Source organism: Collimonas sp. (assembly GCF_035566555.1).
Taxonomy (GTDB): Bacteria; Pseudomonadota; Gammaproteobacteria; order Burkholderiales; family Burkholderiaceae_D; genus Collimonas.
Genome location: NZ_DATMRB010000024.1, coordinates 1 through 13,137, shown reverse-complemented (window position 1 = coordinate 13,137; position 13,137 = coordinate 1). Strand labels below are relative to the sequence as shown.

Below are 13,137 nucleotides of genomic sequence, written 5' to 3'. Positions count from 1 at the left end.
AATGCAGGTTCGTGGCAACCGCCTCGGAATCTAACCGTGCACTCGCACTAAAGCGCCGCTTTATGTTCGCCATCGTACCGACGGCGGCAGGCCTCACATGCCATCGTCAGTTCCTGCCTGCCATCAACGACAAGTGCGGCAATCAACATCCGGTGCACAGCAGCAGCGCACCATCACCTCAGGAGAAACGATTATGAAACGTACAGCATCGGCGGTCTGGAGCGGCGGTCTCAAGGATGGCAAAGGCAGCATTTCAACCCAGAGCGGCATACTCGACGGAGCGCAATACGGCTTCAACACTCGCTTTGAAGATGGCCCCGGCACCAATCCGGAAGAATTGATTGGCGCGGCCCACGCCGGCTGCTTCAGCATGGCGCTGGCCGCTCAGCTAGGCGAGGCAGGCATGACCGCGGACAGCATCAACACCAGTGCGGCGGTGACATTGGAAAAGGTAGACGGCGGCTTCTCCATTACCGCAGTACATCTGGAATTGCGAGCAAAAATACCGGGAGCGACCCAGGAAAACTTCGAGGCCGCGGCAAACAAAGCCAAGCTCGGATGCCCGGTATCCAAGCTGCTCAATGCGACCATTACTCTGGATGCAAAACTGATAGTTTAAATGGCATCAATTGCTCCCGAAAAACAAGTGCACAAGCTGAAGGGTAAAGCAGCCTTAGGTGCGCCACCGCACTGACGGAGCGCATGCTTGAGGCTACCTTAGAGACCAGGGTGTAGGCATTTCCCTATAACTGGATATTTTCACAAAGAGGTGTTCCAATGAAAACGACACAAAAACTGGCAGTTAGCGTGATTACCTTGATGATGGCGCTGGGTTTGAGCGCTTGCGACGGCATGTCCCGGCGCGGCCAGGACACAGCGATCGGCGCCGGCGTAGGCGCAGTCGGCGGTGCAGTGTTAACCGGCGGCAGCGCCCTTGGCACCGTGGGTGGCGCCGCAGTCGGCGGCGTGATCGGCAATGAGGCCGGCAAGCGCTAAGCACTTCCGGCACAAACAGGTAATAGAAAGAATTTGATGCGCCGGCCGGCAGCAGCCGGCGCATCAGTGCGTATTGCACAGCGCCACATGACTTGCCAAACCTAGACCATCAGCATATCAAGGCTGCATAGGCTTCGCGTTCGGCAGCGTAACAGCCGCAGGCGGCAGCTTCCAGCCCTTGCCGGTCAAGTACTGTCAGATTTCCGCGCCGGTAAGTGATCAGTCCGCTCCGCTGCAAGGCGCTGGCGGCAGTTGTAATGCCTTCGCGCCGCACGCCAAGCATGGTGGCCAGGAATTCGTGCGTGACATGGAAACTGTCGGCGTGGACCCGGTCCTGGCTCATCAGCAGCCAACGCGCCAGGCGCGGCCCGATCAGATGGAAACGCAGGCAGGCGGCCGAGGTGCTCATCTGCGCCATGCGCACATAAAGGTAGTGATTCATGCCGCGCCGCAAAGCCGGGCTGCGCGCCAATTCGTGGCGAAATACAGCGGTGGGGATGCGCAGCGCAGTACCGGGACTTTGCACCAGCGCATGCACTGACGCCAGGGTCACTCCCAGGATCATCTGCACTCCCAGCATTCCTTCGCGTCCCACCATGGCGACTTCCACTCCCGGACTGCCCTCGATCAAGGCGAGCAGCGATATCGAAGCCTCCAGCGGGAAATAGACGTGGCTGATTGCCTTGCCGGGTTCGCACAGCACGTCTCCCTGCGCCAGCTGGATCATCTCGCAGACAGCATGTAGACGCGAACGCTCCCTGCGCGGAAGCAGCTCGATAAGATGATTCTCGACGGCGCCCAAACTAGTTCTCCGGTATATGGCTACTCTGCCGACGCAAAACGTCCGACAGAGATTGCGTTATTGGCGAATGAAATATCGGGTAACGCTGTCAGTGTGCATGAAGCTCGCTGCGCAGACTGTCTGCCAGCACACATAGCGATAATCTGGCAGAGCGCGGTAATGCAGCGAGCTGGCGCCAGCCCGTCATGTCAACCTTGCAAGCGCGCGAAGCCGTTCAGCACATGTCCCTATATGAAATAACAACATCTCGTGTTAAATTTCCGGCTTGCAACTTTTCAACTGAAAACTCTAGGAAACAGGAAAGACCATGCACTGCACCAAAGCCGGATCCGTCCCAGGCGCGCGCGCTTTCCTGCGCCATGCCACCATATTTGTCATCGCTGCCGGCTTGGCCATCGGCAGCGCCAACGCCGCAGCCCCCGACGCGGTGACGCCGGATGGCGGCCAATATTACGGACCGCTGGTCGATGGCAAACTGCAGGAAAAAGGGAAAATGCGCTGGGCCAACGGCTACACCTACGAGGGCAATTTTGACAAGGGATTGTTTTCTGGCCAGGGCGAATTGAATTTCGAGAAAGGACGCAAATACAAGGGCGACTTCGTCAACGGCAGGTTTCAGGGCAAAGGACGGTTCGACCTTGCTGGCGGCGAGTATTACGCAGGGGAATTCAGCAGCAACGAGTTCACCGGCTACGGCGTACATCAAGGGAAAAATGGCGTGCGCCAGGCCGGCACTTTCAAAAAATGGCAGCTGGAGGGTCCCGGTCGTCTTAGCGATGCAGCCGGCAATACCTACGAAGGCATATTTACCGACGGTAAGCTGAATCAGCCCGGACGCTACGTTAGCAAGGATGGCAGTCGATACGAAGGCGATTTCAAGGACGGCAAACTGGACGGCATGGGGATATACCGCAGCGCCGATGGCGATGAATACAGAGGCAGCTTTGCGCATAACCGCTACAACGGCGGCGGCATCCTGACCTATGCTTCACCGCAGAAAGACGGACGCAGCAAGGACATCGGCATCTGGAGTTACGGCACGCTGGTAGACGAGGCAGCCGACAGGCAAAGCGAAACCAATGTCGAAACCGCGCTATACGGCCAGCGCGCCCTGCTCGACCAAACACTGGCAACGATCGCGCCGCATGCTCCGGGAAAAATCAATCTCTATCTGCTGGCCGTGGCCGGCGATGGCTCGCAAGAAGTGTTCCGCCGTGAAACAGAGTTTGTCCGCAAACAGTTCGACCGCGATTTCGGCACCCAGGGACGATCGATGATGCTGGTCAACAGCCGCAACACGGTCGCCCAGCAACCGATGGCGACCGTGACCAGCATCCGCGAAAGCCTGAACGCAATCGCCGCAAAGATGGACAAGGAAAACGACATTCTCTTCCTCTATCTGAGCAGCCACGGATCGCGGAGCTATGAACTATCGCTGGCGCAAAACGGCATGAGCCTGCGCAATCTGGAAGCCAAGGAGCTGGCAAAGCTGCTGGCCGAATCGGGAATCCGCTGGAAGGTGGTAGTTGTCTCCGCCTGCTACGCCGGCGGCTTCATCGACCCGCTCAAGGACGCGCACACCATGGTGATCGCCGCCGCGCGCCGCGACCGCACCTCCTTCGGCTGCGCCGACGACAATGATTTCACTTATTTCGGCAGAGCGTTTTTCCAGAAATCCGTGCCGGCCAGCGCTTCGTTCAGCGAAGCTTTCAACAAGGCCAAGGCGCTGGTCACGGCCTGGGAGGCAGACGATGCAAAGCTGAAAGACGACGACGGAGAAATACTGCATTCCGAACCGCAGATGTATCACAACGCGGCGATTGACGCCTATCTGAAAAAATGGCGGGCTCAGGCTGCCGCGCCCGCGGGCCTGGCAGCGCAAGCCAGATAGCAAGCCTGGCTTGCCGCCGCCGTCTTATTTCTGTTCGTAGGCCTGGGTCAGCAGTGCGACGTCGATCTTGACCATTTTCATCATGGCTTGCATGACCCTCTGCGCCTTTTGCGGATCCTTGTCCTGCAACATCCGGCCCAGGGCAGTCGGGATGATTTGCCACGACAGGCCGAACTTGTCCTTGATCCAGCCGCAGCGTTGCGGCTCGCCGCCCTCGGAAAACCTGGCCCAGAGTTCATCGACTTCTTCCTGATTTTCGCAATTCACGAAAAAGGAAATGGCCGGTGTGAAACTGAATTGCGGCCCGCCGTTCAGCGCGATGAAATTCTGGCCGTGCAACTGGAAGCTGGCAGATATGACCGATCCTTTCGGCCCCGGGCCAGCCTCGCCGTAACGCTGGACGTCACTGATCTTGGCATCCTTGAAAACCGAGGTATAAAAATTCATCGCCTCTTCGGCTCTGCCGTCGAACCACAGGAATGGAGAAATTTTCTGCATTTTTTGCTGCTCCTCAATACAGGAAATGCGAAAGGAAATACGGAAGAAAACACGGAAAACCGCTTCTGCTCAAAGATAGCGGCCCCTGTCTGCAAGCTACTCGCCGGCTGCCGGCACCATATACGCGAATTCCCATGCGTGGCCGTCGAGGTCGCGGAAACCGTGGCTGTACATGAAGCCGTAGTCTTGCGGTTCTTCCGTGGTTCTCGCTCCGGCTGCGAGACCGCCGGCAACCAGCTGGTCGACCTGAGCGCGGCTGTCACATGAAACGCAAACCAGCACCTCGGTCTGCTTGGTGGCGTCGCACACCGGCTGTTTCGCAAAACCCTGGAAAAACTCTTCAACCAGCAGCATGGCGTGCAGGTTCTCGCCAAGGATCATGCAAGCCCCTTGGTCGTTGGTGAATTTTGGGTTGAAGTCATAACCGAGGCTCTTGAAAAAATCCTTCGATTTCGGCAAGTCCTTGACTGGCAGGTTGATGAAGATTTGCTTGTGCATGATCTTTCCTTTCTGATAATTCAGACGCTTGCCTGCGCCGCAGCAATATCGCTGATGTCGAGTTCGCGCACCGGACGCACTTCGATGCTGCCGTAACGTGCGGGCGGGATTTTCGAAGCCCAGTAGATTGCCTCGTTGAGGTCCTTGGCTTCTATCATGTAGAAACCCGCCAGCTGTTCCTTGGTTTCGGCAAACGGGCCGTCGGTCAGGGACATCTGGCCGTTGCGTACCCGGATGGTGGTGGCCGTGTCGATCGGTTGCAGCGCTTGTCCGGCGACAAAATGGCCGCTGCCGCGCAGCTCCTCGGCGAAGGCGAAACAGGTGCTGTCCGGACAGGCATGCAGCTTGTCCTGGGCAAGGTAGACAAGGCACAGATAATTCATGATGGTCTCCAGTAAATGGCAAGGAATGGTCGGCGACAGCTGGCGGCGAAGGGCGCCGCCAGCGTCGGTTTATATACACCTACACTAGTGTCGTGTCATGCCTCATCTGTCGGCATCTCGCTGGTCCTTGACCCGTATCGCGTCGTTGCGCCTCGCCGCCATAGCCCCGCTATGTCTCCTCGGCACGCCTAGCGCTACGGGTCAAGGCCGGCGCAATATACCGACAGATGAGGCATGACACGACACTAGATAGTCGAACCGCAGGCAGCGGAATCGACAGTACTTCCAATATTTTTATTATTCGGCCAGGCCAGCCAGGCGCCGCTGCAGGAAGCGCCGCTCCGGTTCCTGCTGGGTCAGGGCCAGCGCCCGCCCGTAGGCGGCGCGGGCTTCCGCCACATGTCCCAGGCGCCGGTGGAAATCGGCTTGCGCCGCATACGCCAGATGATAGTTTTGCAAGTGACCGCCGGCAATCAGCCCTTCCACCAAAACCAGCCCGGCCTGCGGCCCCTGATGCATCGCCACCGCCACCGCACGGTTCAATTCGATCACCGGCGTCGGCTCCAGCCGCAGCAAGGCGTCATACAGGCCGACGATCTGCTGCCAGTCGGTAGCGTCGGCCCGAGGCGCCTGCGCATGCATTGCCGAGATCGCCGCCTGCAGCGTGTAGGCGCCTACCCGTCTCGATGCCAGGGCATGCCCGACCAGCGCCGAGCCTTCGGCAATCAGTTCTGCATTCCATAAGCTCCGATCTTGCTCGTCGAGCGGCACCAGGTCGCCGTCCGCGGTGCTGCGCGCACCGCGGCGCGACTCGTGCAGCAGCATCAGGGCCAGCAGGCCCGCCACTTCCGGTTCGGGCAGCAACTCCAGCAGCAGGCGCGCCAGGCGGATCGCTTCCTGCGACAAATCGTGTCGTGTGAGCGAGACTCCGGAAGATGCCGAATAGCCCTCATTGAACACCAGATAGACCACGCGCAGCACGCTGTACAGCCGCACCGGCAATTCCTCGCGCTCAGGCACCTGGTAGGGAATGCGAGCGTCGCGTATCTTGGCCTTGGCGCGCACGATACGCTGCGCCAGCGTCGGCGCCGGGGTAAGAAAGGCATGGGCGATTTCTTCCGTGCTGAGTCCGCAGACTTCGCGCAAGGTCAGGGCTATCTGGGCATCGGGCGCCAGCGAAGGGTGGCAGCAGGTAAAGATCAGGCGCAGGCGGTCATCCTCCAGATGCTCGCGCTGGTCTGGCGCCGGCGTCTCGTCGGGAATGGCTTCGGCCACCTCGGCGACGTCTTCATAGGAGGTAAACCGGGTGCGCCGCCGGATGCCGTCGATGGCCTTGAAGCGACCGGCGGACACCAGCCAGGGCACAGGTTGTGCCGGGATGCCATCGCGCGGCCATTGCTCGATCGCGGCCTTGAAGGCGTCTTGCAGGGCCTCTTCAGCCAGGTCGAAGTCGCCCAGCAGGCGCACCAGCGTAGCGAATACGCGCCGCGATTCGCTACGGTAAATGTCTTCAATCGAAGCGTTTGTTTGCATCGTCTCAGTCAATTGTTTTTTTTGCCGCAAACCCGCACGCGGGCATGGCGGCCTGCCTGTTTATACAGAGTATTGCGGTCGCGCATGAATCATACATCGAAGCTCACGCTGCGCCGCCATGGCAATCCCGCCGATAAGCAGCTTGACCGCAATATCCAATATAATAGAAAATAATTCCAATATTATAGATTACAGAAACTTCATGGATATCAATGCCCGTATCGCTGCCCGCGTACGCTTCCTGCGCCAGGAACGCGGCTTGTCGCTCGACGCGCTGGCCAGCAAATGCGATGTCAGCCGTTCGATGATTTCGCTGATTGAGCGCGGCCAGAGCAGCGCTACCGCCGTCGTGCTGGAAAAGCTGGCGACTGGGCTCGGCGTGCTGCTGCTGGCACTGTTCGAGGAAACGCCGGCCGCCGTGGCGCCGCTGATGCGCCGGCCCGAGCAGCCAGAATGGCGCGACCCGCAGTCGGGATACCTGCGCCGCAATATCTCGCCGCCGGATCCGCAATCGCCGCTGCGGATAGTCGAAGTCGAGTTTCCCGCTGGTGCTCAGGTGACGTATGAAACCGCCGCCCGCGATGCCCGCGTACATCAGCAAATCTGGATGCTGGAAGGCGCCATCCAGATCACCGTCGGCGCCAGCCGCTACGCGCTGGAAGCCGGCGACTGCCTGGCGTTTCAGCTGGACTGCCCTACTGCCTTTCACAATCCCCATCGCAAAGCGGCGCGCTATGCGGTGGTCACCCACACCCAGGCAGCACAATAAGAAGGGCACGAGCATGCAAACCAACATACAAATCCATCGCGCATCCTCGCTCGAAGATCCGGCGCTGCTTGCAGGCCTGAGCGAGCTGCTGGCCGATTGCGTGGAGGGTGGCGCGTCTGTCAGCTTCATGCAGCCATTCACGCATGCGCGGGCAGAGAAATTCTGGCGCAGCGTGGCCGCAGGCGTCGCTGCCGGCGAACGCATATTGTTAACGGCGCAAGACCGGCATGGGGCGATTCTGGGCACCGTACAAGTGGTGCTGAGCCAGCCGGAAAACCAGCCGCACCGGGCCGAGATCGCCAAGCTGCTGGTGCATCGCAAGGCGCGTAAACAAGGGCTGGGAGAGAAACTGATGATCGCCGCAGAACAGGCCGCCGCCGGCGCCGGCAAGAGCATGCTGGTGCTGGATACCGCCAGCGACAGCGCGGAACGGCTATACAAGCGCCTCGGCTGGCAAGTCTCTGGCGTGATTCCAGACTATGCCCTGCTGCCGCAAGGCGGCTTGTGCGCAACGACCATCTTCTATAAACGCGTCGACGCCGGCAGTCGGCCGGCATCTAGCTAGGCTGCCGCCTTGGCTGCCAAAGACGGCGCGCTGCCGGCGATGAAATTGTGCGGATAACGGGCGTCGCGCAGTTTCATGAAAGGCCGCTCAACCACCAGGCAAAGCAGCCATCCGGCGCCGATGCTCAGCACAATGATCAGGCTGGCCTCGGCAAACCCATTGAGGCCGGCGCCGCGCAGCAGCTTGTGCACGATCATCGCCAGCGGCTTGTGCACCAGGTAGATAGCGTACGACCAGGCGGCAAGCTGGGCCGCCCCGGGAATCCGCCAGCGCTGCAGGAAACTGACGGGGCTGAGTGCGGCCGCCACCAGCAAGGCAAAGGCAAGCGCCAGCAGCGAATAACCGAAGCCGCTCATGAAATAACCGTAGCCATAGCCTTTAATCACATAATAGTTGGCGGCCAGGTAGAACATCAGTGCCGTGGCCGCGATCCCCGCCAGCAGCAGCGCCTGCCCGCGGCGCTGGATTTTTTGCCAGGCATCGGGGTGAAAGTTTTTCAGGAGGGCTACCGCAATCCCCGGCAGGAATTCATCAAACCGGCAAAAGCTGGAATAGTAGACGTTGGGATAGTAGCCGCCGATCGCCCCACCCGCTTCCCGCCCATATTGCAGCCACAGCAAGCTGCGCAAGGTAATCCCGGCCAGCATCAGGACCAGCAGGGCAATCCAGGCCAGACGGATCGACTTGCCATAACGCGCCGCAATGATCACCACCGCCGGCAGCAGGAGATAAAACTGTTCCTCGATGCACAGCGACCAGGCATGCGAAAACGCCGTACCCGGCTGCAGCCAGAGATTCTGGGTAAACGTGAGGAAGCGCCAGAGCGGAGGCGGCGTATTCCCTCCCATTACCAGCGGGAACAGGAAATACAAAGCCAGCACGACATAGTAATTAGGCAGGGTGCGCAGGAACCTGCGGGCATAGAAATTCTTCAGCGAGAGCTGCTGCCCGCGGACGATACCGCCAAAGATCTGGTTGCTGATCAGATAGCCGCTCAACACAAAGAACAGATCCACTCCGACCCACCCTATCTTGCTGGCCCAGCCGAAGGTCGCTTCCTGGCTGACGAAACACATGTAGTGATACATGAACACCAGGATGATGGCCGCTGCGCGCAGCGTATCCAGGCCATTGTTTCGATCGGACCTGACAGGCGCAACAGTAATTGGCGGCATTATGGCTTGGCGTTGGGGGAGTTGATCGAGGTCGCAAGGAATGCGCGGCAAGTAAATGCACAAACGATATTGCCGAAAAACAATGAAGTGTACGTTTGCAGCCTGCCACGTGTCTACTGATTCCCAGGAAAAACCGGTGCTGCCCATAAAAAAATCCACCGTCGATTCCGCCCCCGTTGCCGGAAGGAATTGACGATGGATTTTTCGACAGGCAGCGACGCCGCACGAGCTCGATGCAAGCAGCCCAGCCAGCCTATCAAGCCTTAGCGCCAGCCGCGATGCCAGCCATACTGCGGATGGTGCCAACCCCAGCCATAGTGTGCATGGTAAGCCCACACATAGCCTGGACCAGGTATGGCGTAGGTCGGTGCGACATACACCACCCCCGGCGGCGCCACGTAAGCCGGGCGCACAACCGGCGGCGCCACGACGCAGCCGCCGAGGGCAAGCGCTACGATGGTAGCGGGAATTAATGCGGTGAATTTCATGATATTTCCAGTCCTCATGGATGCTGTTGCCATTCAATCGTAAGTAAGAACGCAGGCGTCCTGCTTGCAACGGCACATGCATCCGGATCTTGCCGCCAATTGAAAAGCATTAAGCAATACCAAGCTTTTCAAATGGCAGCGCACGCCTGTATTCGTCGCCGTTGTTAACCACTAAACGCCGGACCGCGGCCGAATGATGACGGGGAAGTTGTATTTTTCTGTAACCAGGGTAACAAACCGGCGGGTGCTGGCTACGTTCTTTCATCCTGGAGGGCAAAGCCGCGGGCTTCGCCGTGCGCATTTAATACGAAATGCAAAAACGTTGGGAAAAACAAAAAGGGCTTCCTCGCGGAAGCCCTTTTGCACACTGATGTTCTGTTGGTGGGGCGTGTGTGATTCGAACACACGACCTACGGATTAAGAGTCCGCTGCTCTACCAGCTGAGCTAACGCCCCAACAGGGGACGAATTATAGCTGCTGTTTATTATTTTTACTAGTTCTTCGTGTAAATTTCTATTGAGGCTGAAAAATGATGTTGTTTCCGGCCTCGCGGAAGCCTATTCCAAGCCGCACTACTCCAAGAGAAACCACCTCGGAAGCCACAACCCAGGCCGGTTCCACCCTGCTCTACTGCGTCACCAGACCAACCCAATGCAAGGTCGACTCGTCCGCCGCAAACTGCGCGCGCCGGACAGGCTTGATGGCCTTGGCCGCGCTGATGGCAGATTTATAAATGGTCTTCTGGGCTTTTCTTATCAGACGCTGTTCAATGCGCTGCGTGTACAAATCGCCGTACTCGACTATCTGTTCCAGCATCTGCAGCAGCGTCTCGTCTTCCAGTTTGCTGCGCGTCAGCTGGCGCCAGAAATCGCATTCTGTCCAGCGCCGGAAGCGCATGTACACCGTGCTCGAACTGCCGAACTGCGGCGGCAGATGGCGCCACAGGCTTTTGTTCAGCACGATCCAGAGCACCGCCTCGATGAACAGACGGTTGTTCTTTGCGCGGGCGCCGGGATCGTTCGGCTTGCCGGTCAGCAGAGGCTCCAGCTTTTGCCATTGATCATCCCGAAGTTCGATTTCCTGCTTCTGCACCTGATTCAACATGACGCCCCCTAGAAAATTCTTGCTCGTGCTTAAGGCCTCTCCTGGCAATTGCCGCAATCCGCTTCTGATATCGACCAGTTCCGTCGTCGCAGAAACAACTGTTTAACGATTCACCTGAGACCCAGGATTAGCATTCTAGCCACACCTAACATTAATTAATGTAGGACTTTTCTGAAAAACAGGCGTGTCGTATCGATGCGCAGCGGCACCAGGATCAGCAGTGCAACTGGGCAATCATTTGAGCGCGAGGCTCTGAGAAAGGCGCCGGCCGGCGGCGACCGGCCAGGCGATAAAGCGAAACGGAGTTAAAGCGGATCAGGCCAGGCGCGCATTGCCTGCGCGCCGATCGCCAGCAGCTTTTCGCGGCTGGCGTTGTCGCGTGCCTGGGTCGACATGCCGTGGATGACGGTCACGAAAAAACTGGCCAGGGCGGCGGTATCGGTATCAGCCGCCAGATCGCCTTCGCTGATGCCGCGATCCAGGCGCTCCTTGATGCCGCTCTCCATCTGCATGCGGTATTCCGCCAGCACTTCCTGCACATGCGACGATGCCGCCGTGCAATTGGTGGCGGAGGTGACCACCATGCAGCCGGGCGGCTGGTTTGGGTCGCTTTGCGAGACAGCGATCACTTCCAGGTAGCTGCGGATGCTTTCCTTGGCGGTCAGGGCTTCCGCCGCGATCGAGGCAAAAAAGCAGGGCTTCTTCTCCAGATAGTATTCCACCGCTTCCAGGAACAGCCGCTCCTTGTCGCCGAACGCCGTGTACAGGCTGGGCGGGGTGATTCCCATGGCGCTGGTGAGATCGTTGAGCGAGGTGGCTTCGTAGCCGTAGCGCCAGAAAACCAGCATCGCGCTTTCCAGCGCTTGCTCCCTATCGAAGGATAAAGGGCGGCCGGGCTTCTTGCGCGGCTTGTCTTGTGTCATTTCCATAGTGATCGATATTAAACCACTTGACAGCGGAAAACAACCCCGCTAGAGTCACACTCTAATTCGTAGTGATCGCTATTGAATTGTGATTATCAGGCCTTAGATGTGGCCTCATGGAAATTTAGTGTCTCACAGAATCAAGTTTGGCGTATTGCCGACCGGTTTTTGCCCGTGAATGGGAGTTGCCGTGTGGATTTGGAGGATCAGACAAGAAGTGTGCAGTAAGCGGCTATCGGCCGACGGCTCGCCACCTCTATATTGCTAATCGTGATTTGCAGCAATTGCTCTGTTCTCCCCAATCACCTCTTCCCGAATCCGGCCGGAACGCAGTAACAGCCAAGCAGGCTATCCATTCCAGATCGCGGTTCACCTTGCTTTCTTTACCAGTTTTCTTTTTTGCAATTCATTTCTTTTCGTCTCGCTTATCGTTACCAGGGGCCCCAAATGCACACTTCGACACCATTACTCTCTCGCAAAGCTATTGCCATCGCCGTCGGCATTGTGATCCTCGCCGCTGCGGGCACTGTCACCCTCAGCAGCCGCGCCGCCAAGCCGGCCGCCCCGCCGCAGGCCGCGGCATCGGTCTCGGTCGCCGCCGTGCTGGAAAAAACCGTCACCGAATGGGATGATTTTTCCGGACGGGTCGAAGCCATCGAGCGCGTAGAGATACGCCCGCGTGTTGCCGGCACCATCGACGCCGTGCATTTCCAGGAAGGCCAGCTGGTCAAGAAAGGCGACCTGCTGTTCACCATCGATCCCCGCCCTTATCAAGCGGAACTGGCGCGTGCGGTTGCCACCCAGGCCGGCGCCCAGGCCGGCCTGTCGCTGGCCAAGACCGAACTGGCGCGCACCAGCCGCCTGATTGAAGAACACGCCGTCGCACAGCGCGAGCTGGACCAGCGCAACAACGCCCTGCTGGAAGCCGACGCCAGCCTGAAAGCGGCGGAAGCAGCGGTTCTGAGCGCACGCCTGAACCTGCAATACACCGCGATCACGGCGCCGGTCAGCGGCCGCGTTTCGCGCGCCGAGATCACGGTCGGCAACCTGGTCGGGGCCGGCGTCAGCTTCCCTGCCCTGACTACCGTGGTGTCGGTATCGCCGGTGTACGTCAATTTTGAAGTCGATGAGCAAACCTATATCCGCTACGCCGCCAACGGTGCGGTCGGCAATTCCGGCGTCAAGAACCTGCCTGTATCGATCGGACTGGCCAGTGAAGAAGGTTATCCGCACCAGGGCCAGATCAAGGCTTTCGACAACCGTCTCGATACCGCCTCCGGCACGATGCGGGTGCGCGCGGTGTTCGACAACGCGAACGGCACCCTGACTCCCGGCATGTACGCCCGCGTGCGCACCGGTGGCGCGGCAGCAGAGACTGCCGTGCTGATCGACGACAAGGCGGTCGGCACCGACCAGGACAAGAAATACGTCATGGTGCTGGGCGCGGACAACAAGGTCACCTATCGCACGATCAAGCTGGGGCCGATCGTCGACGGCCTGCGGATCGTGCGC

General features: G+C 59.1%; 15 protein-coding genes and 1 tRNA gene. 6 read left to right on the top strand and 10 right to left on the bottom strand.

Annotated elements, in window-relative coordinates:
- Nucleotides 1–193 precede the first annotated feature (193 nt).
- Both VNZ65_RS03730 and VNZ65_RS03725 read left to right on the top strand, forming a co-directional pair.
- Nucleotides 194–619, top strand: coding sequence for an OsmC family protein (locus VNZ65_RS03730; RefSeq protein ID WP_325666202.1), 426 nt, complete (start codon nt 194–196; stop codon nt 617–619).
- A gap of 158 nt (nt 620–777) precedes the next feature.
- Nucleotides 778–996, top strand: coding sequence for a glycine zipper 2TM domain-containing protein (locus tag VNZ65_RS03725; RefSeq protein ID WP_325666200.1), 219 nt, complete (start codon nt 778–780; stop codon nt 994–996).
- A 109-nt stretch (nt 997–1,105) separates the two neighbouring features.
- Here the strand turns inward: VNZ65_RS03725 and VNZ65_RS03720 are convergent, their stop codons facing one another.
- A complete protein-coding gene (locus tag VNZ65_RS03720; RefSeq protein ID WP_325666198.1) occupies nt 1,106–1,798 on the bottom strand; it encodes a Crp/Fnr family transcriptional regulator in 693 nt (230 codons plus the stop codon).
- A gap of 307 nt (nt 1,799–2,105) precedes the next feature.
- Here VNZ65_RS03720 and VNZ65_RS03715 point away from each other — a divergent pair, with 307 nt between their 5' ends.
- Nucleotides 2,106–3,689 carry a C13 family peptidase gene (locus VNZ65_RS03715; RefSeq protein ID WP_325666196.1) on the top strand — a complete coding sequence of 528 codons (1,584 nt, stop codon included), beginning with the start codon at nt 2,106–2,108 and terminating at the stop codon, nt 3,687–3,689.
- Between the two features lie 24 nt (nt 3,690–3,713).
- Here VNZ65_RS03715 and VNZ65_RS03710 read toward each other — a convergent pair whose 3' ends face one another.
- The 4 genes from VNZ65_RS03710 to VNZ65_RS03695 all read right to left on the bottom strand — a co-directional run bounded on the left by VNZ65_RS03710 (nt 3,714) and on the right by VNZ65_RS03695 (nt 6,601).
- On the bottom strand, nt 3,714–4,187 hold the full coding sequence (locus VNZ65_RS03710; protein WP_325666194.1) for a VOC family protein: 474 nt from the start codon (nt 4,185–4,187) through the stop codon (nt 3,714–3,716).
- 96 nt (nt 4,188–4,283) lie between these two features.
- Nucleotides 4,284–4,685 carry a VOC family protein gene (locus VNZ65_RS03705; protein WP_325666192.1) on the bottom strand — a complete coding sequence of 134 codons (402 nt, stop codon included), beginning with the start codon at nt 4,683–4,685 and terminating at the stop codon, nt 4,284–4,286.
- 20 nt (nt 4,686–4,705) lie between these two features.
- Nucleotides 4,706–5,068: a YciI family protein gene (locus VNZ65_RS03700; RefSeq protein WP_325666190.1), complete on the bottom strand. Its 363-nt coding sequence runs from the start codon at nt 5,066–5,068 to the stop codon at nt 4,706–4,708.
- A 297-nt stretch (nt 5,069–5,365) separates the two neighbouring features.
- Entirely contained in the window at nt 5,366–6,601 is a 1,236-nt protein-coding gene (locus tag VNZ65_RS03695; RefSeq protein WP_325666188.1) for an RNA polymerase sigma factor, read from the bottom strand.
- A gap of 202 nt (nt 6,602–6,803) precedes the next feature.
- Here VNZ65_RS03695 and VNZ65_RS03690 point away from each other — a divergent pair, with 202 nt between their 5' ends.
- Together VNZ65_RS03690 and VNZ65_RS03685 are read left to right on the top strand one after the other, a co-directional pair.
- Nucleotides 6,804–7,370: a helix-turn-helix domain-containing protein gene (locus VNZ65_RS03690; RefSeq protein WP_325666186.1), complete on the top strand. Its 567-nt coding sequence runs from the start codon at nt 6,804–6,806 to the stop codon at nt 7,368–7,370.
- Between the two features lie 13 nt (nt 7,371–7,383).
- Nucleotides 7,384–7,935 carry a GNAT family N-acetyltransferase gene (locus VNZ65_RS03685; protein ID WP_325666184.1) on the top strand — a complete coding sequence of 184 codons (552 nt, stop codon included), beginning with the start codon at nt 7,384–7,386 and terminating at the stop codon, nt 7,933–7,935.
- On the opposite strand, the gene VNZ65_RS03680 is transcribed toward VNZ65_RS03685, so the two are convergent.
- The 5 genes from VNZ65_RS03680 to VNZ65_RS03660 all read right to left on the bottom strand — a co-directional run bounded on the left by VNZ65_RS03680 (nt 7,932) and on the right by VNZ65_RS03660 (nt 11,631).
- Entirely contained in the window at nt 7,932–9,110 is a 1,179-nt protein-coding gene (locus VNZ65_RS03680) for an acyltransferase (protein ID WP_325666182.1), read from the bottom strand. The genes VNZ65_RS03685 and VNZ65_RS03680 overlap by 4 nt on opposite strands.
- Nucleotides 9,111–9,373: 263 nt before the next feature.
- Nucleotides 9,374–9,598: a hypothetical protein gene (locus VNZ65_RS03675; RefSeq protein WP_325666180.1), complete on the bottom strand. Its 225-nt coding sequence runs from the start codon at nt 9,596–9,598 to the stop codon at nt 9,374–9,376.
- A 379-nt stretch (nt 9,599–9,977) separates the two neighbouring features.
- Nucleotides 9,978–10,053: transfer RNA gene (locus VNZ65_RS03670), tRNA-Lys, on the bottom strand.
- Between the two features lie 172 nt (nt 10,054–10,225).
- A complete protein-coding gene (locus VNZ65_RS03665) occupies nt 10,226–10,702 on the bottom strand; it encodes a transposase (protein WP_325666178.1) in 477 nt (158 codons plus the stop codon).
- A 305-nt stretch (nt 10,703–11,007) separates the two neighbouring features.
- On the bottom strand, nt 11,008–11,631 hold the full coding sequence (locus tag VNZ65_RS03660; protein ID WP_325666176.1) for a TetR/AcrR family transcriptional regulator: 624 nt from the start codon (nt 11,629–11,631) through the stop codon (nt 11,008–11,010).
- A gap of 441 nt (nt 11,632–12,072) precedes the next feature.
- Between VNZ65_RS03660 and VNZ65_RS03655 the strand changes: the two genes are divergently transcribed.
- Nucleotides 12,073–13,137: efflux RND transporter periplasmic adaptor subunit (locus VNZ65_RS03655; protein ID WP_325666174.1), on the top strand; the 1,065-nt coding region annotated here is incomplete at its 3' end.

What these genes read in the sequence shown, in the direction of transcription:
- VNZ65_RS03665 (WP_325666178.1), bottom strand. Translation starts at nt 10,702, where the DNA reads ATGTTGAATCAGGTGCAGAAGCAGGAAATCGAACTTCGGGATGATCAA.
- VNZ65_RS03725 (WP_325666200.1), top strand. Translation starts at nt 778, where the DNA reads ATGAAAACGACACAAAAACTGGCAGTTAGCGTGATTACCTTGATGATG.
- VNZ65_RS03730 (WP_325666202.1), top strand. Translation starts at nt 194, where the DNA reads ATGAAACGTACAGCATCGGCGGTCTGGAGCGGCGGTCTCAAGGATGGC.
- VNZ65_RS03680 (WP_325666182.1), bottom strand. Translation starts at nt 9,110, where the DNA reads ATGCCGCCAATTACTGTTGCGCCTGTCAGGTCCGATCGAAACAATGGC.
- VNZ65_RS03660 (WP_325666176.1), bottom strand. Translation starts at nt 11,631, where the DNA reads ATGGAAATGACACAAGACAAGCCGCGCAAGAAGCCCGGCCGCCCTTTA.
- VNZ65_RS03705 (WP_325666192.1), bottom strand. Translation starts at nt 4,685, where the DNA reads ATGCACAAGCAAATCTTCATCAACCTGCCAGTCAAGGACTTGCCGAAA.
- VNZ65_RS03675 (WP_325666180.1), bottom strand. Translation starts at nt 9,598, where the DNA reads ATGAAATTCACCGCATTAATTCCCGCTACCATCGTAGCGCTTGCCCTC.
- VNZ65_RS03715 (WP_325666196.1), top strand. Translation starts at nt 2,106, where the DNA reads ATGCACTGCACCAAAGCCGGATCCGTCCCAGGCGCGCGCGCTTTCCTG.
- VNZ65_RS03695 (WP_325666188.1), bottom strand. Translation starts at nt 6,601, where the DNA reads ATGCAAACAAACGCTTCGATTGAAGACATTTACCGTAGCGAATCGCGG.
- VNZ65_RS03690 (WP_325666186.1), top strand. Translation starts at nt 6,804, where the DNA reads ATGGATATCAATGCCCGTATCGCTGCCCGCGTACGCTTCCTGCGCCAG.
- VNZ65_RS03700 (WP_325666190.1), bottom strand. Translation starts at nt 5,068, where the DNA reads ATGAATTATCTGTGCCTTGTCTACCTTGCCCAGGACAAGCTGCATGCC.
- VNZ65_RS03710 (WP_325666194.1), bottom strand. Translation starts at nt 4,187, where the DNA reads ATGCAGAAAATTTCTCCATTCCTGTGGTTCGACGGCAGAGCCGAAGAG.
- VNZ65_RS03685 (WP_325666184.1), top strand. Translation starts at nt 7,384, where the DNA reads ATGCAAACCAACATACAAATCCATCGCGCATCCTCGCTCGAAGATCCG.